Genomic DNA, 23,752 nt, shown 5'->3' on the forward strand with positions numbered 1-23,752 from the left:
GGTCACATTCCGAACCCGGAAGCTAAGCCTCACAGCGCCGATGGTACTGCAGGGGGGACCCTGTGGGAGAGTAGGACACCGCCGGACTTCTTTCGATCGAAAGCCCCGACCAATGCTGGTCGGGGCTTTCGTGGTTTATGCGCGCGATCGTCGATCGCGGCCCCTCTCCGATAGACTGGTCGGCTCCGCTCTCGGAGCGGAAGGACCGGTCATCGTGGCCCACATCGACGTGCAGAGCGTTTCTTTCACGCTCCCTGACGGGAGCCCCCTTCTCGACGAGGTCGGGTTCCGTGTCCCATCGGGATCGACGACCGCACTCATCGGGCAGAACGGCGCCGGCAAGACGACGCTGCTCCGCATCATTCGCAGCGAGTTGCGCCCGCGCAGCGGGGCGGTCACGATCGACGGGTCGCTCGGCGTGATGGATCAGTTCGTTGGGCACGGTGAGCCTGGCCAGACTGTGCACGACCTCCTCATCAGCGTCGCGCCGCGGCGAATCAGCAGCGCAGCACGAGAGCTCGAGGACGCCGAGAACGCCCTCATCGAGGCGGACGACCTCGATGCTCAGATGCGGTACGCGGCGGCGATCGCGGATTACGCGGATGCCGGCGGATACGAATACGAGACCGTGTGGGACACCTGCACGGTCCAGGCCCTCGGCATCCCCTTCGAACGTGCTCGATACCGGGAGCTGATCACACTGTCCGGCGGTGAGCAGAAGCGGCTCGCCCTCGAAGCGCTGCTGCGCGGGACGGACGACGTCCTGCTGCTCGACGAGCCCGACAACTATCTCGACGTCCCCGGCAAGCGATGGCTCGAGGCGCGACTGCAAGAGACTGCAAAGACCGTGCTGCTCATCTCGCACGATCGGGAGCTGCTGGCACGCGCAGCCGACCGCATCGTGACCCTCGAGGCCGGCGCCGCCGGCAGCACCGCGTGGGTCCATGGCGGCGGGTTCGCGACCTATCACCGAGCGCGCGAAGACCGGATGTCCCGCCTGGACGAGCTCCGCCGACGGTGGGACGAGGAGCACGTGAAGCTGAAGAAGTTCGTCGCCGACATGAAGGCGAAGGCGGCGGCCAGCGACGAGTTCGCGTCACGATACCGCGCCGCGCAGACCCGACTCCGTCGGTTCGAGGAAGCGGGTCCGCCGGAGGAGCGTCCCGCCGAACAGAAGCTCGACCTGCGGTTGCGGGGCGCGCGAACCGGAAAGCGGGCCGTCGTCGCCGACGCACTCGAGCTGACGGGGCTCATGCGGCCCTTCGACCTCGAGGTCTGGTTCGGTGACCGCGTCGCCGTCCTCGGTTCGAACGGCTCGGGCAAGTCGCACTTCCTGCGCCTGCTCGCTGCGGGCGGTTCGGATCCTGACGCGCTTCTCGGTCACGTGACCTCCGCAGGTGCGGCGCTCGAGCACGTCGCGCACGCCGGCGTCGTCACTCTCGGGGCGCGCGTGGTGCCCGGGTGGTTCGCGCAGACCCATCAGCACCCGGAGTTCGCCGGACGCTCACTGCTCGACATCCTGCACCGTGGTGATGACAGGCGTCACGGGATGCCGCGGGATGCCGCCAGTTCGGCGCTCGACCGCTACGGACTCGTCGGCCAGGCCGAGCAGGACTTCGGGAGTCTTTCCGGAGGTCAGCAGGCCCGGTTCCAGATCCTGCTGCTGGAGCTCTCGGGCGCCACCCTGTTGCTGCTCGACGAGCCGACCGACAACCTCGACCTCGTCTCGGCGGAGGCACTCGAGAGGGCACTGGCAGCGTTCTCCGGGACGGTCCTCGCCGTCACGCACGATCGCTGGTTCGCGCGGTCGTTCGACCGATTCCTCGTGTTCGGCGAGGACGGGAACGTCTACGAGTCCGATGACCCCGTGTGGGATGAGCAGCGTGTCGTCCGCACCCGGTGAGCAGGCGGGGCAGTGATCAGGCCCCGACGGTAGGCTGGGACGGTGACCATGGAAATCGAGCTCGGCCGCGCCAAGCGCGCACGCCGGGCGTACGCCTTCGACGACATCGCCGTCGTGCCCTCGCGGCGCACGCGCAACCCGGAGGACGTCTCGACCGCCTGGTCGATCGATGCCTACAGCTTCGGCATCCCCGTCCTCGGCGCGCCGATGGACTCCGTCATGAGCCCGCGCACGGCGATCATGCTCGGCCAGCTGGGCGGCCTCGGGGTCCTCGACCTCGAAGGCCTGTGGACCCGGTACGACGACCCCGAGCCGCTCCTCGCCGAGATCGCCGCGCTCCCCTCCGACGGGGCCACGCGTCGCATGCAGGAGTTGTACTCCGCGCCCATCAAGCCCGAGCTCGTGCGCGATCGGCTCGCGGAGATCCGCGCGGCGGGTGTCACCGTTGCCGGAGCCCTCACGCCGCAGCGCACGCAGGACCTGTACGAGACCGTCGTCGCCGCCGGCGTCGACCTGTTCGTCATCCGCGGCACGACCGTTTCGGCCGAGCACGTGTCGAGCGTTGACGAGCCGCTGAACCTCAAGAAGTTCATCTACGACCTCGATGTCCCCGTCATCGTCGGGGGCGCGGCGACCTACACGGCCGCCCTCCACCTCATGCGCACGGGGGCTGCCGGCGTCCTCGTCGGTTTCGGCGGGGGTGCAGCCTCCACCACCCGTGCCACGCTCGGTCTCCACGCACCGATGGCGACCGCCGTCGCCGACGTCGCCGGCGCCCGCCGCGACTACCTCGACGAGTCGGGCGGCCGCTATGTCCACGTCATCGCCGACGGCGGCGTCGGCACGTCGGGCGACATCGTCAAGGCGCTCGCGATGGGTGCCGACGCCGTCATGCTCGGCGTCGCGCTCGCTCGGGCGACCGACGCCCCCGGGCGAGGCTTCCACTGGGGTCCCGAGGCGCACCACGCCAAGCTGCCGCGCGGCACCCGCGTCGAGGTGGGTCAGGTCTCGCCGCTCGAGGAGATCCTCTACGGTCCCGCGCCTGTCGCGGACGGTACGGCGAACCTCATCGGCGCGCTGCGCAAGTCCATGGCTACCACCGGGTACTCGGATCTCAAGGAGTTCCAGCGCGTCGAGGTCGTCGTCGCGCCCTACGCCTCGTCGCACTGATGACCTCCACCCCCGCCGTCGACGACCTCCCCGACGTCTTCCCGCCGACGCTGCGGGAGGTCATGACGCGCCCCTTCTGGATCGGGATGCTGGGCCTCGCCCTGCTGGTGGCGGGGGTCTTCGCCTGGCTCGGCCAGTGGCAGCTGGGAAACGCGATCGACACCGACCCGCCGCCCGCCGGGATGACGGAAGAGGTGCGCCCGCTGGGTGATGTCGTGGCACCGGGCGCCTATCTCGCCGAACCGCTCGTCGGCCAGCGCGTCGACGTGAGCGGCTCCTTCGTGGCGGGGGACTTCCGTGTCGTCACCTCCCGCTACGACGACGGCACCCCCGGATACTGGGTGGCCGGGCAGTTCCGCGTCGACTCGACGACCACCGGGGTCGACGGCCCGACCTCGCTCGCGGTGGCCGTCGGGTTCACGCCGGATCGGGATGCGGCGGATGCCGCGGCATCCGCGCTGAGCGACGCACCACCCCAGGATGTGACGCTCACCGGTCGCCTCATCTCCGACGAGGGTGCGAAGGAACCGCCCCGCGATGCCGACCCGTTCGAGATCGCCGCCATGTCGCCTGCGGCGCTCCTCTCGCAGTGGAGCGACATCGAGGGCCTCGACGTCTACCGCCCGTACCTCGTCTCCGCCGACCCGTTCGGCGGCCTGCAGCGGATCCACGCACCCGCGCCCACCGAGCTCTCCTCGGTCAACTGGCTCAACATCTTCTACGCCATCGAGTGGGCGGTGTTCGCCGGCTTCGCCTTCTACATGTGGTACCGACTCGCGCGGGACGCGTGGGAGAAGGAAGTCGAGGCCCTCACCGAGGACCCCGACGGCGCAGAGCAGCCCCCGGCGCGCCCGTAGACTGGAAGCCATGCCCGTTCAGCCCAAACTCGCCTCTTTCCCGGCGATCCGCGGCGCCCTGCGGTTCTATCAGATCGCGTCGATCATCACGGGTGTCGGCCTGCTCCTGCTGGTCGCCGAGATGGTCCTGAAGTACACGCCCATCCACGTCGAGCTCTTCGCCGGTGGGTCCGGCGGGCTGCTCTGGTTCGCGACCGCGATCCCGAGCCCCGACTGCCAGTGGTATTCGCTGTTCGTTCCGATGACCAACGAGTGCGACATCGTGTCGACCGGCGACGGCGTCAACATCTCACTGGCGATCCTCGTCGTGCACGGCTGGTTCTACGTCGTGTACCTCTTCGCATGCTTCCGCGTCTGGAGCCTCATGCGCTGGCGCTTCCCGCGTTTCATCGTGCTGGCCCTCGGCGGCATCGTGCCCCTCCTGTCCTTTTTCATGGAGGCGAAGGTCGCTCGCGAGGTCAGGCAGTACCTGGCCGCGCGAGAAGCCGCCGCATCCGCCCCCCTCGAAACCCCCTCGGAGACCCGGTGACAGAGCAGACCGAAACCTCCCAGCGCCCTGTGCTGGTCGTCGACTTCGGCGCCCAGTACGCGCAGCTGATCGCCCGCCGCGTCCGCGAGGCCGGCGTCTACAGCGAGCTGGTGCCGCACACCGCCACCGCCGCGGAGATCGCCGAGAAGAATCCGGTGGGGATCATCCTCTCCGGCGGGCCGTCCTCGGTCTACGAGGAGGGCGCCCCGCAGCTGGACTCCGCCGTCTTCGACCTCGGGGTCCCGACCCTCGGCATCTGCTACGGCTTCCAGGTCATGGCGAAGACCCTCGGCGGCGAGGTCGCGAACACCGGCCTCCGGGAGTACGGCGCAACGGATGCCACGATCGTCACCGAGAACGTCCTGCTCGACGGGCAGCCCGTCGATCAGAACGTCTGGATGAGCCACGGCGACCAGGTCAGCGCCGCTCCCGATGGCTTCGAGGTCCTCGCCCGCACCGCGGCGACCCCTGTCGCGGCCTTCGCGAACGACGCACGCAAGCTGTACGGCGTGCAATGGCACCCCGAGGTGAAGCACTCCGACCACGGCCAGCGCGTGCTGGAGAACTTCCTCCACAAGGCGGCAGGGCTGCCCGCGGACTGGAACAGCGACAACGTCATCGCCGAGCAGGTCGAGAAGATCCGGGCGCAGGTGGGTTCCGGTCGCGTCATCTCCGCGCTCTCCGGCGGGGTCGACTCCGCCGTCTCCACGGCCCTCGTCCACAAGGCGGTCGGTGACCAGCTGACCGCCGTCTTCATCGATCACGGACTGCTCCGCAAGGGCGAGCGCGAGCAGGTCGAGAACGACTATGTCGCGTCGACCGGCGTGCGCCTGATCACCGTGGACGCGCGCGAGACCTTCCTCGACGCCCTCGCCGGTGTCAGTGACCCCGAGCAGAAGCGCAAGATCATCGGCCGCGAGTTCATCCGCGCCTTCGAGAAGGTGCAGTCGGATCTCATCGCCGAGGCAGCGGCCGACGGCGACCCGATCGGGTTCCTCGTGCAGGGGACGCTGTACCCCGACGTCGTCGAGTCCGGCGGTGGTGCCGGCACGGCGAACATCAAGAGCCACCACAACGTCGGAGGACTCCCCGAAGACCTGCAGTTCGAGCTCGTCGAGCCGCTGCGCACCTTGTTCAAAGACGAGGTCCGCGCGATCGGCCGTGAGCTCGGGCTCCCGGAAGCCATCGTCGGACGGCAGCCCTTTCCGGGGCCCGGCCTCGGCATCCGCATCGTGGGTGAGGTCACCGCTGATCGCCTCGAGATCCTGCGTGACGCCGACGCCATCGCCCGCGCGGAGCTGACGAAGGCGGGGCTCGACGGCGAGATCTGGCAGTGCCCCGTCGTGCTCCTCGCTGATGTCCGCTCGGTCGGTGTCCAGGGAGACGGGCGGACCTACGGGCATCCGATCGTCCTCCGACCCGTCTCGAGCGAGGACGCCATGACGGCGGACTGGACCCGTCTGCCGTACGACGTGCTCTCGAAGATCAGCAACCGCATCACGAACGAGGTGCGCGAGGTCAACCGGGTGGTGCTCGACGTCACGTCGAAGCCCCCGGGGACCATCGAATGGGAGTGAGTCACGGGGGACATCCCCGTGACCGGGTGCGGAGCCAGCTCTTGACACAGCGGCTCCGCCGCGTCCAGAGTGAGGCCGGGCCTCTGCCCCTTACTGCACCGCCGTTTGAGGAGGGGGTGAGGCGTTGATCGAGCGTCCGCGTACACAGCCGTACGCGCAGTTCGTGCTGGCCGTCTCGGCCCTGATCGTCGTGCTCATCCTGGGCACGATCGACAGCAGCCGCATCACGCCCCTTCTCCTCACCGGCTTCGGGGTGATCGTCCTCAGCACCGCAGCGATGACGGCGGTCTGGCTCGTTCAGCCGACGCGCCACACCGCGTGGCTGGCCGCCATCCCTCTTGCCCAGATCCTCGCCTGCGTCCCGCTGCGCGACGCCGGCGTGGAGACCCTCCCCGCGGCGGGCCTCCTGGTGATCTTCCCCCTCGGCTGGCTCGCGTTCGCGTTCCCGCCGGCGACGGTCGTCGCCGGCGTCGTCCTGACCGCTCTCGGGCCACTGATACAGGTGATCAGGGACGGTGGATTCCGGGACGCGGCCGACATCGTGTCGGTGATCGCGCTCCCGATCATCGCGGGGCTCATCGCCGCGACCGTCAGCTTCATCGCGCGCGACCTCGCGAGGATGCGAGCGCACACGGATGCCGTGTCGGATGAACTCGACCACGCGCTGCGCCTGTCGGGCCGCGACACCGCCATGCTCCGCGCCACCCTCGACGCCACCGACAACGCCGTCGCGGTCTTCGGTCCCGACGGGCGTCCGATCCTGCTGAACGCCGTCGCCGCCGAGATCAGCGGGCGCTCCGGCATCGAGGAGGTCGATCGCGACGGCTTCCTCTCGGTCATCTGGCGCGCCGATGCATCGATGCCCGCCGAAGCCACCTCGGCCGATTTCGTCGAGCGCGTCCGCTCGGGGGATTTCGCCGCCCCGCGGACCGTCGAGTTCGGCGGTGATCCCCGCCGCGTCCTGCAGGTCATCGTGCGCCCGGTCGTGGCGGGTGGTGAGGAAGTCGGCATCGTCATCGTCGGTCAGGACGTCACCGAGCTCGTGAACGCGGTCGAGGTCCGCGATCGGTTCCTCAGCACCGTCGGTCACGAGTTCCGCACCCCGCTCACGGTGATCCTCGGCCACACCGACATCGCCCTCATGAACGGATCGGCGGAGACGGAACGCTGGGAGGCGGTCGAGCGGTCCGCCGAGCGCTTGTTGCGGCTCGTCGAACGCCTCATCGCCGCCGGTCAGACGACGCGCGATGTGGAGGCGCGTTCCGGGGCCTCGCACGTCGGCCCGGTCGTCAAACACGCGATCTCGGAGGTCGCCGCCCGTGCGCGTGACCGCCGCATCCACATCCAGCTCGGCCCGATGCCGGAGCGCGCGGCGCGCATCGCCGTCCGCGACCTCGCCTCGATCCTGGAGGAGCTGCTGCGCAACGCAGTCGAGTTCACCCCTACGGGCGGTGGCGCTGTCGTCGTCTCCGCCTACGAAGAGGGGCGCGAGATCGTCGTGACGATCGCGGACGAGGGGGTAGGGATGACGGAGCAGGAGCGCGCACACGCGTTCGATCGCTTCTACCGGGCGCCCTACGCGCACGACGCGGCGATCCCCGGGACCGGCATCGGGCTGTCCAACGCCGCATCGCTGGCGGAGGCCTACGGTGCCACTGTCTCCCTCGAGGCTCACGCTCCACGCGGCACGGTCGCCGTCCTCCGCCTGCCGTCCTGACGCTCCGCCGCCACAACGACGAAGGCCGCCCGGTCTCCCGGACGGCCTTCGTGTCGCGTGCGTGTCAGTCGTTGCCGCGCAGGATCGCGATGATGCGCAGGATCTCGACGTAGAGCCAGACGACGGTGACCATGATGCCGAAGGCGCCGATCCAGCCGAACTCACGGGGGGCACCGTTGCGGGCGCCCTGCTGCACGAGGTCGAAGTCCTGCACCAGCGAGTACGACGCCATGAGCACGACCAGCAGGCCGATGATGAGGCCGAGGGGGATGCCGAAGATCTCCTGGCTGTAGAGACCGAAGGTCCCCTGCGTGACGCCCGTCCACATCAGGACGAGGTTGACCAGGCCGAACACCAGGTAGCTGACCATCGCGATCATGAAGATCTTGTTGGCCTTCTTGCTCACGCGGACCTTGCCGCTCGCGAAGAGTGCGAGGGTCACACCGACGACGACGAGGGTCGCGATGGTCGCCTGCAGGACGACACCCGGCCAGATGAACTCGAAGTAGGCGGAGATGCCACCCACGAACAGACCCTCGGCGGCCGCGTACGCCCAGATGAGGGCCGGGCGGACCTTCTTCCGGGACGTGAAGGTGATGACCATGGCCAGGACGAACCCGACCAGCGCGCCGATGATCCACGGCATGATCGTGAGGTCGGCGGGTTCCACCTGGGTGGGCATGAGCGAACCGCCGAGGGTCCAGAACCAGCCCACCAGAGCGGTGACGAGGAGGATGCCGAAGAGGCCGGCCGTCTTGACGACGGTGTCCTCGACCGTCATCCGGCCGGTGTCGGCGGACGAGGCGGTGGGAGCCGCGTACATGCCCTCGAGCTGAGCGCTCGCGGCGAGATCGGCAGCCTGGTGCGAGGCGGCCGAGTAGTTCGTCGGGGCGGCAGGGGGAGTCAGGCCGGGACGGCGCTGATCCTCCTGGAACACCGGATTGTTGAAGGCGAAATTGCCGGACGCTGCCATTGTGTGTCTCACTCCAAAAGTCGACTCACAGCGCTGTGCTGTCGATCCAGCGTATCGGACCGTGTTTCCGCGGGTGCGGGCATCCGCTGTGAGAGGACTATGAGGCCCCTGCCGCGGCTCATCCGGCCGATCGCGTCACGCTCGCTGGGTACCCTGACCCCATGCGCTCGAACCGTCCGCTCGTCATCGGTCACCGCGGAGCGCCGGGACACTTCCCCGAGCACTCTCGTGCGTCCTACGAGTTCGCGCTCGCTGCCGGTGTCGACGCCGTCGAACCCGACGTGGTGTTCACCGCCGACCGCATCGCGGTGATCCGGCACGAGAACGAGATCGGGTCGACCACCGACGTGGCCGACCATCCCGAATTCAGCGAACGTCGCACCACGAAGCTCGTCGACGGCTCCCCTCTGACCGGGTGGTTCACCGAGGATTTCACCTGGGCGGAACTCGCGACGCTGCGGTGTCGTGAACGGCTGCCGGGGCTCCGGCCGGCGAGCGCGGAGCACGACGATGCGCAGCCGATCCTGCGTCTGAGGGACCTTCTCGACCTCGTCGCCACCTCCGAGTCGAGCCGGGCCGGCATCGTCCTCGAAGTGAAGCACGCGACGTACTTCGCGTCCATCGGCTACGACGTGGCCGACCTCCTGACTGCTGAGCTGAAAAGCGCGGGATGGGATGCGGGTGCGCGGCCGCTCGTCGTCGAGTCCTTCGAGCAGCGCATCCTGCAGGATCTGCGGGACCGCGGCATCCGGGCCCGATACGTCTATCTGCTCGAGGCGGAGGGCAGCCCCTTCGACCTGGCCGCCCTCGACGGTGAGAACGCGCTCACCTACGCGGAGCAGCTCCGTCCCGCTGGGCTCGACAGACTCGCACGTGAGGTCGCCGGGATCAGCCTGGACAAGCGGATCGTCCTCGACGATCCGGCGGTCGTGGCAGATGCGCACCGGAGAGGGCTCGAGGTCTACGTCTGGACCTGCCGGCCGGAGAACCTGTTCCTCGACCCGGCGTTCCGCAGCGCGGGCGAGGACGCCGCCTTCGGCGATTGGGCAGGGGAGTGGCGGCGGATCGCGGACACCGGCGTCGACGGCGTCTTCGTCGACCACCCCGACCTCGGCGTGCCCTTCTTCTCCGGGCTCCCAGATGCCCCGCGGTAGAATGGATGCCGGTGCGTCAGCACCCCGTGTAACTACCTGATCCGTGGAGAGTCAAGGCGGCACGACGCCTCGTCTGCACGGAGGTCCTCACACATGCCCCTCACCGACTCGACGCCGGTGCGACCGGCCACGTCCGACAGCCCGATCCGCACCCTCGCGGCCACCGTCGGCATCGGCTACTTCGCGATCGCCCTGATCGCCCGACTGCCGTACGCGATGATCGTGGTCGGCGTCCTCACGATGGTCGTCGACGCCCGGGGATCCCTCGCCGTCGGAGGCCTCACCTCGGCCATGGTGGGTCTGGGGACGATCGCGACGGGCCCGCTCATCGGGGCGGCCGCAGACCGGTACGGTCAGCGACCCGTCCTCCTGCTCGCAACGCTCGTCCAGAGCGCCGTGCTCATCTCCCTCGTCGCGGTCGCGTACGGCGGCACCGCCGACGGCATGCTGCTCGCGGTCTCGGCGCTCGCCGGCGCGACCGCGCCGCAGGTCTCACCCATGTCGCGCGCCCGCCTGGTCGGTGCGATCGATCGGATGCGGCTCGAGGCGGGTGCTCGCGGCCGCCTCCAGGAATCGACGATGGGGTACGAGTCGGCCGTCGACGAGACCGTCTTCGTCTTCGGCCCGGTCCTCGTCGGCGTCATCGCCATCGCCGCGACCCCCGCCGCACCCGTCCTCGCCGCAGCCGGACTGACTCTCGTGTTCGTGACCGCATTCGCGTTGCACCCCACGGCGCGCACGGCCGGTCTCGCCGGCCACGTCGCCGAGCGGGAGCCCGCGCGGGCGGTCGCGCGGCCGGGCATCCTCGTCGCCGCGGCGGGTACGTTCGCGACGGGGCTGTTCTTCGGAGCCATGCTCACCTCGCTCACCGCCTTCGCGGAGGAGAGCGGGTTCCCGGAGCAGACCGGCATCCTCTACGGGATCATGGGCATCGGGTCGGCGCTCCTCGCGCTGGGGGTGGGCCTGCTGCCGCGACGATTCGCCCTGCCCTGGCGCTGGATCGGATTCACCACCGTGGTCCTGGCCGGCGCGATCCTCGCCGTGGGCGCGACGGGGGCGGTGTCGATGGGCTGGGCCCTCGCGCTCGCGGGCTGCGGTATCGGTCCGACGCTCGCGACGATCTACGCCCTCGCTGCCGCGCGGTCGCCTCGCGGCCGGGAGGCCACGGTCATGGCGGTGCTCGGCTCAGCCGTCGTCGTCGGTCAGGCGTTGGCGAGCATGGTGGTCGGTGCGCTCGCCGAGTCCGCCGGTGCCGCCGTGGCGTTGTGGGCGCCGATCGCGGCCGTCGTGCTCCTGCTGACCTTCGGCCTGCTCAACGTCCGGGTCGGTCGACGGGTTCCTCGGGAGGACACCTCGGCCCCCTAAGGTGAGCGGTATGACTGATGCCGGCATCGTCGCCGAGGGGGTGCGACGGTCCTTCGGGGACGTCCACGCTGTCCGCGGCGTCACCTTCCGCGCGCCCGAGGGTGCGGTCACGGGTCTCGTGGGGCCGAACGGCGCAGGCAAGACGACGCTGCTGCTGATGCTCGCCTCTCTCCTGGCGCCCGACGCCGGCACCATCCGGATCGCCGGGATCGACCCCGTGGTCGACCCCGGCGCGGCGCGCGCCAAGCTGGGGTGGATGCCCGACAGTCTCGGAGCGTGGCCGTCGCTGTCCGCCCGCGAGACGATCACGGTCACCGGCCGGCTCTCCGGTCTCGACCGGGCAGCCGCCGCCACGCGGGCATCGGAACTGCTCACCACGGTCGGTCTCGAGACTCTCGGCGACGCCCCCGCGAGGGTGCTCTCACGCGGGCAGAAGCAACGGCTCGGGCTCGCCCGAGCCCTGGTGCACGACCCCCGGGTGCTCCTGCTCGACGAGCCGGCCTCCGGTCTCGACCCGCAGGCCCGCATCGATCTGCGTCTGCTCCTGCGCTCGCTCGCCTCCGAAGGCCGCACCGTGCTCGTCTCGAGTCACATCCTCTCGGAGCTGGAGGAGGTGGTCGACGACGCCGTCTTCATGATGCGGGGCGAGACGGTCAGCTCCGAGCGCGTCGCCGCGGCCGCCGGTCGCGCCAGGACGTGGCGCATACGCCTCGCGGATCGGGATGCGACGTCCGCTGCGCTGCCCGTCGCACAGGCCCTCGGGCTCGACGTCGCGACCCTCCCGATAGACCGACGCGACCTCCTCGTGAGCTTCGCCGGCGATGCGGCGGCGGCCGAGGGGCTCGCAGCGCTCGTGTCCGCCGGCCTTCCGGTCGCGGAGTTCTCGGCGGCCAGCGGCATCCTGGAACACACCTTCCTCGACCTCGAAGGAGGTGCGCGGTGAGCCTCTCGCGCTTGTGGACCATCGCCCGCCTCGACCTGACCCAGCGGGTACGGACGATCTCCTGGTACGTCCTCCTCGGCGTCTTCGCGCTCCTCCTGGTCGGGACGACGGCGCTCGCGTTCCTCTCGTTCTCGGGTCAGGAGGATTCCGGCCCGGGCGTCTACTCGGTCGTCGTCTTCGTGACACTCCTCCTGGTCGTCCTCGTGTCACCGACCCTCAGCGGCAACTCCATCAACGGTGATCGGGATGCCGCGACCCTCGCCCCGTTGCAGGTCACCCAGGCGACGACCCGGGAGATCGTCCTCGGCAAGTTCCTCGCCGCATGGCTCACGGGACTCGCCTTCGCGGTCGTGGCCGTCCCCTTCCTCGTCATCGCGACCTTCGGCGGCGGCATCAACCCCCTCGCCGTCCTCGTCTCCGCCGCCGTACTCGTGGTGGAGGCGGGGGTCGTGGCGGCGCTCGGCACCGCGTTCAGCGGCATCCTCGCCCGGCCGCTCTTCTCCGTCGCGACGACCTATCTCGTGGTGGCTGCGCTGACGATCGGGACCCTCATCGCCTTCGGACTGCTCGGGTCGAGCGTCCGGACGGAGCGGGAGGACCGTTACCAGTCGGCTCAGTACGACGAGACCGGAGCGCCTCTCTGCGAGGACGGGTCCTCGACCTGCGCGAACGACCCCGAGGAGTGGGTCTGCGGCGATTGGGAGTCCACCTTCTCGGAGCAGCCGCGCTTCGACTACTTCTGGTGGATCCTGGCGGCGAACCCCTTCGTCATCCTCGCCGACGCGACGCCGACGACCTTCGATCGCTATGGAAACCCGGACGACCTCTTCGGGTGGACGAAGTACACGGTCCGCCAGGCGCAGACAACCCCCGAGCCCGTCAGCTCCTACAGCGACTGCGTCGTGCAGGACGACGCCCCGAATCCCGAAGAGATCATCGCATCGACCGTGCCGAGCTGGTTCGTGGGGCTCGGTGTTCAAGTCCTCGCCGCAGGCCTCCTGCTGTGGTGGGGCGGCGTCCGGACCCGTACACCGGCCCGCCGGCTTCCCGCGGGAACCCGGGTCGCCTGAGCCGCCGCAGGTGAGGATCCTCTCATCTGCGCATCTTCCTCTTGGGGAACCGTCAGGGGGTGCATAGCCTCCTATCAGCCTCGGCTGCGGCATCCGATCGGGTTCCGCCCAAGCCAGCCGAGCGCTCTTCCCAGAAGGAAAGGCGGTCCCCCTTGCACCGACGCATCCTGGCGGTTGCGGGCGTCCTCGCGCTCTCGCTGCCCACGACCGCGGCTCTCGCCGCCGCGCCGGACGGCGATCCTGCTGCGCGATTCGAGCGCAGCACGTCGACCGGTGCTCTCGACAGCGCCATCTCGGCGGCATCGATCGACCCCGACCGGCAGGTCTCGGTCGTCATCGAGATGGAGGGCGACCCCGTCGCCGTCGTCGAGGCCGAGGAAGGACGTTCGCTCAGCAAGTCCGAACGAACCGGGGTCAAGAAGGACCTGAAGGCGGCACAGGACGCGATCCGCGGCGGCATCACCCAGCGCGGCGGAAAGATCCGCGCGCAGATGCAGTCCGCATACAACGGCATCCAGGCCACGGTGCCGGCCGGGCAGCTCGACGACGTCGCGGCACTCCCGGGCGTCGTCGCAGTCCACCCCGTGGTGACCCACGAGCTCGACAACTCCGTCTCGGTGCCCTTCCTCGGCGTGCCGTCGGTGTGGCAGAGCACCGGGTACACCGGCGAGAACGTCAAGGTCGCGATCATCGACACGGGTATCGACTACACCCACGCCGGCTTCGGCGGCCCCGGAACGGTCGAGGCCTACGAGAAGGCGGCGGCGACATCCGCTCAGCCCGCCGACCCGAAGCTCTTCGGGCCGAACGCTCCGCGCGTCAAGGGCGGCATCGACCTCGTCGGTGACGCGTACGACGCGGGCGGCACCGGCGATGCGCTGATCCCGAAGCCCGATGCGAACCCCCTCGACTGCGAGGGTCACGGATCCCACGTCGCCGGGACGACCGGCGGGTCGGGTGTGACCGCGGACGGCAAGACCTACACCGGGCCGTACGACGAGACGACGCCGTCCGCCGACTTCCGCGTCGGGCCGGGTGTCGCCCCGGAGGCGGACCTGTACGCCGTGCGCGTGTTCGGCTGCGACGGCTCGACGGACGTGACCATCCAGGCCATCGACTGGGCCGTGGACAACGGCATGGACGTCATCAACATGTCGCTCGGCTCCTCCTTCGGTCGCGGTGACGACCCGAGCGCCGTCGCCGCGGCCAACGCCGTCGGCGCGGGCGTCGTCGTCGTGGCGTCGGCCGGCAACTCCGGGCCGAGCCCCTACCTGACCGGCTCGCCGGGCAGCGGTGACGGGGTGATCGCGGTCTCGGCCGTCGACAGCACCGCGTCCTTCCCCGGCGCCAACCTCACGGTCGGGGGCAAGAAGGTCGAAGCGATCAACGCCAACGGCGCCGCCCTCGACGACGTCGGCGAGCTGACCGCCGTACGGCTGACCGACGACCCCGCCACGACCGCCAACGAGGCGCTTGGATGCGCGGCATCCGATTACACCCGCGTCGGCATCACCGAGGGCGGCGGGCAGATCGCCGTCGTCCAGCGCGGCACGTGCGCGCGGGCGGCGAAGCCGATCTTCGGCCAGCAGGCCGGCGCCGCGGCGGTCGTCATGGTGAACTCCACGAACGACCTGCCCCCGTACGAGGGCGTCATCACGGAGAACCCCGATGACGGCACGCCGTTCGAGGTGACCATCCCGTTCTTCGGGGTCCGCCTCTCGGACGGCGCAGCCTTCACGAACGGCGCCCCCGTCACCGTGCAGGCAGCCGAGATCGCCAACCCGGCGTTCCGCGACTACGCCTCGTTCAGCTCGTCGGGTCCGCGCAGCGGCGACAGCTCGATCAGCCCCGACGTCGCGGCGCCTGGCGTGTCCATCTCGTCGGTCGCGGTCGGTACCGGCAGTGACTCGTCGGTGCTCTCGGGAACCTCGATGGCCGCTCCGCACGTCGCCGGCGTGGCCGCGCTGACCGTGCAGGCGCACCCCACCTGGGACACCGAGAGGATCGCCGCGGCGATCGTGTCCACCGCCGATCCGGACGGTCTCGCCGACGTCGACCCGACCCGTGGCGGTGTGGGACTCGTCGACACCGCACAGGCGGTGAACACGACGGTGACCGCCACCGGCGACAGCTTCCGCACCGACAGCGGTCGCGTGCGTGAAGCGGCGCTGAGCTTCGGATTCGACGAGTCGACGAAATCCCTCGGCGGCAAGAAGAAGGTCACGGTCCGCAACGACGGCAAGAAGAGCGTCACCTTCACGGTTTCCACGCAGGCGTCGTCGCAGTCGCTGAAGGCGAAGGTGACGACGGACACGAAGAAGGTGACGGTCCGCCCGGGTCGCACCGCGAGCGTCTGGGTCTCGATCTCGGCTCCCGCGTCGTCGGTACCGGGGTCGCTCAGCGCGGACGACCAGTTCTCGTTCTCCGAGATCTCGGGTGACGTCGTCTTCACCGCGCCCGGGTCGACGCTGCGGGTGCCGTACCTGCTCGTCCCGCGCTCCAACAGCGACGTCACTGCGAAGGGCAAGCTCACCACGCGTGGCCGTGTCGTCGACGCTGAGCACACGCTGGAGCTGCGCAACCGGAAGGGCGCTCTGGATGCCGCGGCCGATGTGTACACCTGGGGGCTGACGGACAAGAAGGATGCCCCCAAGGCCATCGCCGACACCGGGTACGACCTGCGTGCTGCGGGTGTGCAGTCGTTCGCGACCGCGAATGGCGGCAAGCTGGCGGTCTTCGCCGTCAACACGCATTCCCGGTGGTCCAACGCCGCCAGCAACGAGTTCGACGTCGTCATCGACTCGAACCGTGACGGCACGCCGGACTGGGTGGTGTTCTCGTATGACTCCGGCGCCATCAGGACCGGCTCGGTCGACGGTGTCGCCGAGGTGTTCGTGCAGAACGTGAAGACCGGCGCGCTCGCGCCGAGCGGGTACCTCGCGCAGGCTCCCACCGACAGCAGCACCATTCTGCTGCCGGTGAACCTCGCCGATCTGAAGATCACCGGGCCGTTCGACTACACGGTGCAGTCATTCAGCCTCACGACCGACGGCAGCGACGCGTTCACGGGGACGGCGACGTACAACCCGAACGATCCTGCGATCACCAACGGGCAGTACGAGATCGTGCCCAAGGGCGGTGACGCCTCCGTGACCGTCCGGACCGATGCCTCCGCGTACGCATCTCAGGAGCCGCTGGGTGCGATGGTGGTGGTCGTCGACAACGAGTCGGGCGCCGACGAGGCGCTGCTCGTCCCTGTGAAGTAGAACGAGTCAGGGAAGGAGGACCGGGGAAAGAGAACCGGTCAGGCGGAGGGGCGGTGCGTCAGCGGACGCGCCGCCCCTTCGGCATCCGCCGTCAGCGTTCGCAGAGGCGGGGTTCGTCGCCCGTCCCGAAGCGGTAATCGAAGGTCCGGCCGTCAGCCCGGACGATGACGCGGTAGCCGTCGACGACCGCCTGCGTGTAGGACATGCCCGGTGCGGGACAGCCCAGGGATCCGTCGGAGAACTCGACCCGCTCCGACGACACGAGGGTCGGGTCCCCGTCGACGCCGCGACCGGTCAGATCGGCCATGATCGCCGCCCACTTCGCGGGTGGAAGCTCGGCGGGAGAACCGGTCGGGCCGAGTGGTGCGGGACTCGCCGTCCGGAAGGGGGGACGGAGGGACGATGTGCTGTCTCCCGGGGACGCGGGCATGGACGTTCCTTCCGTCGCGCAGGCTGTGAGCGTGAGCGCCGCGAGCAGTGTCGCAGCGACGAGAACGGGGCGTGGTGCGCGCATGAGGCCTCCTGCCTGCGACGTTACGCCGATCGAGGGCCCCGGGGGAGGCCCGGACGCATAGCCTGAAGCCATGAGCGTCACCCCTGGCCGCACCGCCCTGGAGGTCGCCGACTGGCGCCGCCGGGTCTTCGCCCTCTACGCCGCTGTTCGTGCCGACGAGGATCCTCGGGATGCCCATGCGCAGTGGCGAGCGGCGCGCGACGACCTCTTCGCGCGGCATGCCGCCAGTCCGTTGCTGCCCGAGGATCGCGAGGCCTTCGCGGGGTTGCCCGTCGCGCCGTACGACCCGGACTGGCGCTTCGAGGTGCCGCTCCGAGAGGCCGAGCCGGGCGGCTTCGAATTCCCGACGGGAACGGACGGCGTCGTTCCCTTCGAGCGCATCGCGGTCGTCGACCTGCCGGATGTCGGCACCCTCGACGTCTGGCGGCTCACGACCTACGGCGGGGGAGTCTTCATCCCGCTCCGTGACGCGCTCGCCGGCTCGCCCGGAGGGACCTACGGGGGCGGTCGCTACCTGATCGACACGATCAAGGGCGCCGATCTGGGGACGGATGCCGTGGCAGGCACGATAGTGCTCGATCTCAACTTCGCCTACAACCCGTCGTGCGCGTACGACCCCGCGTGGGCATGCCCGCTCGCGCAGCCAGGGAATGTGCTCGCCGTCGAGGTCCCCGTCGGCGAGCGTTACACGGGTGGGTGACTGCGCATGTCCGCAGCAAACGCCGGTGAGGTTCTCCGATACGTTGGGGGAGCCGGCTGCACGCCGCCCCGCCCCCTCCCATGGAAGAACCGGTGACGCCGATGACCGCCTCTGAACTCGCCACTGCATCCATTCGAGGCGCAGTCACCGTGAGCGATGTCGGCTTCGGCGCGGCTCAGCTGGGCAATCTCAACCGCACGACGACGGACGAGGAGTCGACCTCCGCGGTCCGTGCCGCGTTGGCGGCAGGGGTGTCGTATTTCGACACCGCCCCGCACTACGGGCTCGGGCTCTCCGAACGGCGACTGGGACGAGCACTGACGGGCGTCACGCGGGACGACATCGTGCTGTCGACGAAGGTCGGTCGCCTGCTCGTCGACAGCCCTGAGACGGCGGGTCGTCAGGATGACCAGGGCTTCATCGTGCCGGCATCCGTTCGCCGCGAGTGGGACTTCTCGGCCGACGGCGTGAAGCGTTCCATCGAGGAAAGCCTCAACCGTCTGGGCACCGACCGTATCGACATCGTCTATCTGCACGATCCCGATGATCACGAGGACCAGGCCATTCGCGAGGCGCTCCCCGCCCTCATCGACCTGCGCGAGCAGGGCGTGGTGCGCGCGATCGGCGCGGGGATGAACCAGTCGGCCATGCCGGCCCGCTTCATCGACGCGCACGACCTCGACGTCGTGATGCTCGCGGGTCGTCTGACCCTGTTGGACCAGTCGGGACTGGTCGACCTGCTCCCGGTCGCGCTCGAACGCGGCGTCGCCATCGTGGCCGCGGGCGTCTACAACTCCGGGCTCCTCAGCTCGTCGGAGATCCGGGCCGATGCCCACTTCGACTACGCGCCCGCGTCGGCGGGCATCCTCGCCCGCGCGCAGCGACTCGCTGAGATCTGCCGTGGCCACGGCGTCGACCTGCCCGCTGCCGCGGTCCAGTATCCCCTGCGGCATCCCGCTGTCGTCTCCGCCGTCATCGGCATGCGCAGCGTCGCCCACGTGGACAGCAGCATCGAACGGCGGACGGCGGAGATCCCGGACGACTTCTGGGCAGAGCTCGACGCGGAGGGCATCGCTCCGGACCTCGTCCGGGCAGGCTGATTCATCTTCATCGAGCGTCTCGACGCGACGGCGGGAGTCGAACCCGCTGCACATCCGGTATGACCCGGTGCCCGGGACCACCCGGACCGCCGCGATGCGCCCACGCTAACCCGGAGTTCCGACCTTCGGTCGACCGATGACCCGGGATGACGACCTGTGTCATCCTGTGACGCGCTCAGCCCTTGGCGGTCTTGTCCTTTCCGCTCTTGGCCGAGTTGCCGTTGCTGTTGCCCTTGCCGGACTTCTTCTTCTCGCCGGAGACGGCGGAGTTGTCGGGGGCATGCCCCTTGGCGTTCTGATTCGCGTTCGATCGGGCCTTCTGACCGGGGTCGTCATCGCTCGCGGACGTGTCGCCTGCGCTGTCGTCGGATGCGGGTGCCGCGGGTTCCGAGGGTTCCGCTGGAGCATCGACATCGGCAGAGGTGTCCGCGTCAGACGTGCCCTCTGCCGGCTGATCGACCGTCACGACGGCAGGGGCGGGGTCCTCATCGGCGACGAGGTCCGCGGGAGCGGGCGTCGTGGGGCCGGTCAACGTCTCCGCCGGCGCTGGGCCGGTGCCCGGTGCGCCGCCGGCCCACAGCGCCCCCACGAGGATGAGGCCGACGGCGACCACGCTCGCCGCGCCGGTCAGGATCCACACCCGCGCGCGCCGCAGGCGCCGCCCCGAGCGCAACCCCCTGCGCGACCGGACGAGATCGTGCTGCGGGACCGTCATGTCGGTGTCGGTGTCGGCGTCAGGGACGGACGAGATCGGCTCGATCGAGGCGGCGGCGGGGACGTCGAGCGCCTGCGTCTCCTGATCGAGGGTTGCGGCGGCGGGCCGTTCGGGACGGACGATGTCGCGCGGGAGCGACCGCGCGCGTGCTGCCACCTCCGCCGCGGTGGGGCGATCAGCGGGGTCGCGCGCGATCATCGACGAGAGGAGCTCCGACCAATCGGGACCGAGCCACGCCGGGATCTCGGGCGTCTCCACGAGCCGCGCCATGACGCGACCGATTCCCGACGCCTCAGGGAAGGCGCGGTCGCCCGTGATCGTCTCAAGCAGCAGCAGACCGAGCGCGTAGACATCCGCGGCAGGCCCCGCGGGCTCGCCTCGCACCTGCTCGGGAGCGAGGTAGGCGGCCGTACCGATGACCGTGCCCGGGCTCGTGTGCCTCGTGCTGTCGGCCAGGTAGGCGACGCCGAAGTCCGCGAGCTTGGGCCAGTACCGGCGTCCCGGCGTCGTGGCGGCGGCCAGAAGCACGTTCGACGGTTTCACGTCGCGGTGGACGATCCCGGCGCGGTGGACGGTGTCGAGTCCCGCAGCGAGTTCGATCGCGATGCCGGCCGTCTCGGCGGCATCCAACGGTCCGTCGTACAGCGCAACGGCCAGGGACTGCCCCTCGACGAACTCCATGACGAGGTACTCCGGCTGGCCCGGCACGATCTTCGCGTCGAACAGCGTCACGAGCGACGGGTGATTCAGGGAGGCCAGCAGCGACATCTCCGTGCGCGCGCGGGGCGGGATGGCGGGATGCTCCGCTTCGGTACGCATGATCTTGATCGCCACCGTGCGTCCCAGGATGACGTCGTCCGCACGGTAGACCCGCGCCATGCCGCCCTGACCGACGCACGCACCGAGAACGTAACGCCCGTCGAGCATGCCCGCGGTGACCGGTTCGACGGGCGGTTCGGTCACGGCCACTCCTGCGGGATGCTTCGGGCTGCGGCGGGCCCGTCGGGATGTCGCCTGCGGTGCGACAGTCCGACCGTAAGACCTCGAACGAATCAGGTCTGGCGGCTTGACTCCGGTGCTGATTGGTGCATGCGGCGCGCTGAGCGATTACGACCACGCCGCCCCGAGCGCAAGGGGTGCGTTCGGTCAGCGTGGGCGCGGTTACGGTGCCGCCATGCCATCCTTCGCGCCGCTGCGCCCCGCGGCCCAGGCCCCGCCCCGTCTCCGCCGTGCGAGCGGGGACATCTCCAGGGCACGACGGCTGATCCGCGCGTCCCGCCGTCGGCGCGGCGGTCGCGTGGCTCGTGGGTGTGCACCCGACCGTGGCCGAAGACGCGGTGGCCTGGATCTCGGTCACGACGGCCGGGCCGGCGTCTCGTCGGATCTGCGGAAGGTGCAGTCGTCGTCTCGACTCGTGCTGACGGCGAGGGCGTCCGAGCGGCGTCTCTCGTGAGTTTCCGGACGGCACATGCCTCGACGGTGCTCGTGGTCGCCTTGTGGGCCGCCCTCGTCGTCCCGCTCATCACCTGGGCCGCTGCGCTCGGATCACCGCTCGCGATCGCGTTCGCCGCGGCGAGCGCGCTCACGTGGGTTGCGGGCGGGAGGGCCCTTGCGCTGTGGTTGCGTGCCTCGGCGCCGCAGCGGGTTGCGCCGGTCGGACACGGCGCGCAGCCCTACCGCATCGCGCTGCTGGTCTGCGTCTGCGACGACCTGGACACCTCGGCAGTGGTCCACAGCGCCCAGCAGGACATCCCGGTCGATGTCGTGCTGCTCGACGACTCCCGCGACCCGGATAGGGCGGCTCGGGTCGACGCGCTGGCAGCTGCGCGAGGGTGGGTCGTCCTCCGGCGGGCCGAACGATCCGGCTTCAAGGCGGGCAACCTTAACGCGGGGATCGCGGCGTTGCGCGGACGCTACGACGCGTACCTCATCTGCGACAGCGACGTCGTCCTGGAGGCGAGTGTTGCGCGGGTGTGCAGCGCGGCGTTGGCGGACCCGGCAGTGGCCGTCGCGCAGGCCTCGCCGGCGGCATCCCCCGGAAGCAGTCCATTCGCCCGCTATTTCGGTCCGCTGCTCGCCACGCATCTCGGCGTCACACGTCGCGGACGCGGTGCGCACGGGGTGACCGCTTTCCTCGGCCGCGGTGCGCTCGTACGAGCCGCCGCGATTGCCGACGTGGGCGGCTTCCCCGAGGCTGTCGCTGAGGATCTTGCGATGACCGTCCAGCTTCGTCGTCGGGGCTGGCGGATCGTCGACGCCGATGTCGCCTTCGCGGAGGACTACCCGATCGACTATGCGGCGTTCCGTGTGCAGCTGCGGAAGACGGCCGAAGGTGCCGTCGAGTTCCTGCGGCATCCCGGACGGATGCGAGGGCTTCGACTGCGGGAGGCCATCGACCTGTCACTCGAGACGGCGCTCGTTCCGGTGACCGCGCTGGCCGGCGCGGTGATACTGCTCACCGGCGCGGCTCTCGTCGGGCTCGACACGCCTCCGCCGGTGTGGGGGATCTTCGTTTCCGCCGTCGCCGCCGCGATGCCTCTGCTGCCAGAGGCGCTGCGTCGCGCGCGCACCCAGCGCATCGCGGCCGGAGCGGTCTTCGGTCTCGCCGCCGGTCTGCTCTACGCCTCGACGACGTTCGTCGTGCTCGCCGCCGTGATCCGGACGGGCCTCGGACGACGGGCGACCTTCTGGGTGACACCCAAAACACCGTCGCGCCGAGGAGTGAGCACGGTGCTGCGAGATGAGCTCGTGCTCGTCCCGCTTCTCGTCCTGGGCGCCGTCGCTGCCTCCGGTTCGGCCCTGTCGGCCGCGGGGCCGGTCATGCCCGCGGTCGTGGCCGCGGTGTTCGCTTCGGGGATGATCAGCGGCCGGGTGCCCGCCCGCATCGAGGCGCCCCTCGCTCCGCGCCGTCCCCGAGGGCGGGGCGACGCGCGGCGGCGCAGCACCGAGGCCGCAGCCACCCTCGGTCCTCCGCGGACGCTCACGCGATAGACGGATACGACGACGCGCACGCGGGCGCAAGGGGGGCATCGCAGCGGCGCCCGCGCGGTTACGGTGCCCGCATGCCCTCGTCCCTCCCTCGTCGGACCGCGGCCCAGATCGCGCTCCGCGTGCGTCGCGCCGGCGGTGACGTCTTCACGGCGCGACGGCTGATCCTCGCGCTCAAGACTGCCGTCGCGGCGGCGGTCGCCTGGTTCTTCGCGCCGCTCGTCCCGTTCGCCGACGCGGACTACTCCTATTACGCGCCCCTCGGCGTCCTCGTCAGCATGTATCCGACCGTCGCCGACTCGGCGCGAGCCGGCATCCAGTCGCTCATCGGTCTGGCGTGCGGCATCGCGGTGGGCTTCGGCGGTCTTGCGATCGTGGCCTCGGGGGCGCCGGGAGTCGTCGCCGTCGGGGTTGTGGTGCTTGCCGGTGTGGCGGTCGGCGGTATCCGCGCCCTCGGGGTGGGGCGCGACTGGGTCGCTTTGGCGGGGCTGTTCGTGCTGCTGCTGAGCAAGAACGACCCCGACGGGTTCTCGTCGTCCTATCTGGCGACGATGGCGTTCGGCGTCCTGGTGGGTGTCGTCGCGAACTACGTCCTCGTGCCGCCGCTGTACCTCCAATCCGCGCGGGACCGGCTGTCGGAGCTCCGGGCCGCGGTGGTCACGGCCCTCGATCGGGCGGCGGATGCGGTGGCGAAGGGTGAGCCCGACAGAGGCGCCCTGATCGAGGACGGCGAGGCGCTCGCCGAACTGTCCATAGAGGTGTCCGCCGATGTCGACGAGGCGTCGCGTTCCGAGCGGGCGAACATCCGCGCGCGTGGCGTCGGCGGCGTGCACGACGAGAACTCCCATCGATGGTGGGGACTCGAACGAGCGACGTATCTCGCCCGCGACATGCTCGACGTCCTCGGGCAGCAGGACTGTCTCGACGAGCGGCACGGCGACCCGGAGCTGCTCGCCGCGGCGATGAGGTCCGTCGCCGAGCAGCTCGCGACACCCCCGGGCGATGCCGAGACCACGGCGAGGACTGATGCCGCTTGGCGCGCCATCGATGAGTACGCGGCGTCTCTCCCCGCAGCGCACGAGGCCGCCGACGAGCACGATCAGCCGGGATTGTGGCTCGCGGCCACGCTCGGACGCATGACCGACGTCTCGCGGCGGGTCTCGGCCGCGCTGGTCTGAGCGAGGTTGCGATGCACAGGAGACTCATATGAG

18 protein-coding genes and 1 rRNA gene are annotated in these 23,752 nt (G+C 70.1%); 16 read left to right on the top strand and 3 right to left on the bottom strand.

Annotation, left to right across the window (positions count from 1 at the left end; genetic code table 11):
• The 7 genes from rrf to AB0259_RS00035 form a co-directional block, all read left to right on the top strand.
• A 5S ribosomal RNA gene (rrf, locus tag AB0259_RS00005) occupies positions 1–87 on the top strand; the annotation flags it as partial.
• Between the two features lie 127 nt (positions 88–214).
• On the top strand, positions 215–1,903 hold the full coding sequence (locus AB0259_RS00010) for an ATP-binding cassette domain-containing protein (RefSeq protein WP_366221381.1): 1,689 nt from the start codon (positions 215–217) through the stop codon (positions 1,901–1,903).
• A 48-nt stretch (positions 1,904–1,951) separates the two neighbouring features.
• On the top strand, positions 1,952–3,073 hold the full coding sequence (locus tag AB0259_RS00015) for a GuaB3 family IMP dehydrogenase-related protein (protein ID WP_251583230.1): 1,122 nt from the start codon (positions 1,952–1,954) through the stop codon (positions 3,071–3,073).
• On the top strand, positions 3,073–3,930 hold the full coding sequence (locus tag AB0259_RS00020) for an SURF1 family cytochrome oxidase biogenesis protein (protein ID WP_366221379.1): 858 nt from the start codon (positions 3,073–3,075) through the stop codon (positions 3,928–3,930). Before AB0259_RS00015 ends, AB0259_RS00020 begins: the two co-directional genes overlap by 1 nt.
• Before the next feature lie 10 nt (positions 3,931–3,940).
• Positions 3,941–4,459, top strand: coding sequence for a DUF3817 domain-containing protein (locus tag AB0259_RS00025; protein WP_366221374.1), 519 nt, complete (start codon positions 3,941–3,943; stop codon positions 4,457–4,459).
• Positions 4,456–6,036 (top strand): glutamine-hydrolyzing GMP synthase, encoded by a 1,581-nt coding sequence (gene guaA / locus AB0259_RS00030; RefSeq protein ID WP_251582766.1) that lies wholly within the window; start codon positions 4,456–4,458, stop codon positions 6,034–6,036. The genes AB0259_RS00025 and guaA overlap by 4 nt, the downstream gene beginning before the upstream one ends.
• Before the next feature lie 124 nt (positions 6,037–6,160).
• Positions 6,161–7,753 (top strand): PAS domain-containing sensor histidine kinase, encoded by a 1,593-nt coding sequence (locus tag AB0259_RS00035; RefSeq protein ID WP_251582768.1) that lies wholly within the window; start codon positions 6,161–6,163, stop codon positions 7,751–7,753.
• A gap of 64 nt (positions 7,754–7,817) precedes the next feature.
• Here the strand turns inward: AB0259_RS00035 and AB0259_RS00040 are convergent, their stop codons facing one another.
• On the bottom strand, positions 7,818–8,726 hold the full coding sequence (locus tag AB0259_RS00040) for a Bax inhibitor-1/YccA family protein (protein WP_366221432.1): 909 nt from the start codon (positions 8,724–8,726) through the stop codon (positions 7,818–7,820).
• A 161-nt stretch (positions 8,727–8,887) separates the two neighbouring features.
• On the opposite strand from AB0259_RS00040, the gene AB0259_RS00045 reads away from it, so the two are divergent.
• From AB0259_RS00045 to AB0259_RS00065, 5 genes are all read left to right on the top strand, one after another.
• The gene (locus tag AB0259_RS00045; RefSeq protein ID WP_366221371.1) at positions 8,888–9,880 is read left to right on the top strand and encodes a glycerophosphodiester phosphodiesterase family protein; all 993 of its coding nucleotides are present in this window, start codon (positions 8,888–8,890) and stop codon (positions 9,878–9,880) included.
• Between the two features lie 93 nt (positions 9,881–9,973).
• Positions 9,974–11,245: an MFS transporter gene (locus AB0259_RS00050; protein WP_366221370.1), complete on the top strand. Its 1,272-nt coding sequence runs from the start codon at positions 9,974–9,976 to the stop codon at positions 11,243–11,245.
• A gap of 10 nt (positions 11,246–11,255) precedes the next feature.
• Positions 11,256–12,188 carry an ABC transporter ATP-binding protein gene (locus tag AB0259_RS00055; RefSeq protein ID WP_366221368.1) on the top strand — a complete coding sequence of 311 codons (933 nt, stop codon included), beginning with the start codon at positions 11,256–11,258 and terminating at the stop codon, positions 12,186–12,188.
• Positions 12,185–13,258 (top strand): ABC transporter permease, encoded by a 1,074-nt coding sequence (locus tag AB0259_RS00060; RefSeq protein WP_366221367.1) that lies wholly within the window; start codon positions 12,185–12,187, stop codon positions 13,256–13,258. Before AB0259_RS00055 ends, AB0259_RS00060 begins: the two co-directional genes overlap by 4 nt.
• Before the next feature lie 152 nt (positions 13,259–13,410).
• The gene (locus tag AB0259_RS00065; protein WP_366221366.1) at positions 13,411–16,524 is read left to right on the top strand and encodes a S8 family serine peptidase; all 3,114 of its coding nucleotides are present in this window, start codon (positions 13,411–13,413) and stop codon (positions 16,522–16,524) included.
• Positions 16,525–16,615: 91 nt separating this feature from the next.
• Here the strand turns inward: AB0259_RS00065 and AB0259_RS00070 are convergent, their stop codons facing one another.
• The gene (locus tag AB0259_RS00070; protein WP_251582780.1) at positions 16,616–16,831 is read right to left on the bottom strand and encodes a hypothetical protein; all 216 of its coding nucleotides are present in this window, start codon (positions 16,829–16,831) and stop codon (positions 16,616–16,618) included.
• A gap of 277 nt (positions 16,832–17,108) precedes the next feature.
• On the opposite strand from AB0259_RS00070, the gene AB0259_RS00075 reads away from it, so the two are divergent.
• The gene (locus tag AB0259_RS00075; RefSeq protein ID WP_366221365.1) at positions 17,109–17,738 is read left to right on the top strand and encodes a DUF1684 domain-containing protein; all 630 of its coding nucleotides are present in this window, start codon (positions 17,109–17,111) and stop codon (positions 17,736–17,738) included.
• A 101-nt stretch (positions 17,739–17,839) separates the two neighbouring features.
• Positions 17,840–18,838: an aldo/keto reductase gene (locus tag AB0259_RS00080; RefSeq protein ID WP_366221364.1), complete on the top strand. Its 999-nt coding sequence runs from the start codon at positions 17,840–17,842 to the stop codon at positions 18,836–18,838.
• 175 nt (positions 18,839–19,013) lie between these two features.
• Here AB0259_RS00080 and AB0259_RS00085 read toward each other — a convergent pair whose 3' ends face one another.
• On the bottom strand, positions 19,014–20,516 hold the full coding sequence (locus AB0259_RS00085; RefSeq protein ID WP_366221362.1) for a protein kinase: 1,503 nt from the start codon (positions 20,514–20,516) through the stop codon (positions 19,014–19,016).
• A gap of 486 nt (positions 20,517–21,002) precedes the next feature.
• Here AB0259_RS00085 and AB0259_RS00090 point away from each other — a divergent pair, with 486 nt between their 5' ends.
• Positions 21,003–22,544, top strand: a complete 1,542-nt coding sequence (locus AB0259_RS00090; RefSeq protein WP_366221361.1) for a glycosyltransferase family 2 protein — start codon at positions 21,003–21,005, stop codon at positions 22,542–22,544.
• Positions 22,545–22,615: 71 nt separating this feature from the next.
• Positions 22,616–23,719: an FUSC family protein gene (locus tag AB0259_RS00095; RefSeq protein WP_366221360.1), complete on the top strand. Its 1,104-nt coding sequence runs from the start codon at positions 22,616–22,618 to the stop codon at positions 23,717–23,719.
• The last annotated feature ends 33 nt before the right edge of the window (positions 23,720–23,752 follow it).

It is taken from the genome of Microbacterium sp. NPDC080005 (assembly GCF_040702445.1).
GTDB classification, from domain to species: Bacteria; Actinomycetota; Actinomycetes; order Actinomycetales; family Microbacteriaceae; genus Microbacterium; species Microbacterium oleivorans_D.

Coding starts and splice junctions, on each gene's coding strand:
- AB0259_RS00015 (WP_251583230.1), top strand. CDS start 1,952: ATGGAAATCGAGCTCGGCCGCGCCAAGCGCGCACGCCGGGCGTACGCC.
- AB0259_RS00020 (WP_366221379.1), top strand. CDS start 3,073: ATGACCTCCACCCCCGCCGTCGACGACCTCCCCGACGTCTTCCCGCCG.
- AB0259_RS00025 (WP_366221374.1), top strand. CDS start 3,941: ATGCCCGTTCAGCCCAAACTCGCCTCTTTCCCGGCGATCCGCGGCGCC.
- AB0259_RS00040 (WP_366221432.1), bottom strand. CDS start 8,726: ATGGCAGCGTCCGGCAATTTCGCCTTCAACAATCCGGTGTTCCAGGAG.
- AB0259_RS00045 (WP_366221371.1), top strand. CDS start 8,888: ATGCGCTCGAACCGTCCGCTCGTCATCGGTCACCGCGGAGCGCCGGGA.
- AB0259_RS00050 (WP_366221370.1), top strand. CDS start 9,974: ATGCCCCTCACCGACTCGACGCCGGTGCGACCGGCCACGTCCGACAGC.
- AB0259_RS00055 (WP_366221368.1), top strand. CDS start 11,256: ATGACTGATGCCGGCATCGTCGCCGAGGGGGTGCGACGGTCCTTCGGG.
- AB0259_RS00070 (WP_251582780.1), bottom strand. CDS start 16,831: ATGGCCGATCTGACCGGTCGCGGCGTCGACGGGGACCCGACCCTCGTG.
- AB0259_RS00075 (WP_366221365.1), top strand. CDS start 17,109: ATGAGCGTCACCCCTGGCCGCACCGCCCTGGAGGTCGCCGACTGGCGC.
- AB0259_RS00080 (WP_366221364.1), top strand. CDS start 17,840: ATGACCGCCTCTGAACTCGCCACTGCATCCATTCGAGGCGCAGTCACC.
- AB0259_RS00095 (WP_366221360.1), top strand. CDS start 22,616: ATGCCCTCGTCCCTCCCTCGTCGGACCGCGGCCCAGATCGCGCTCCGC.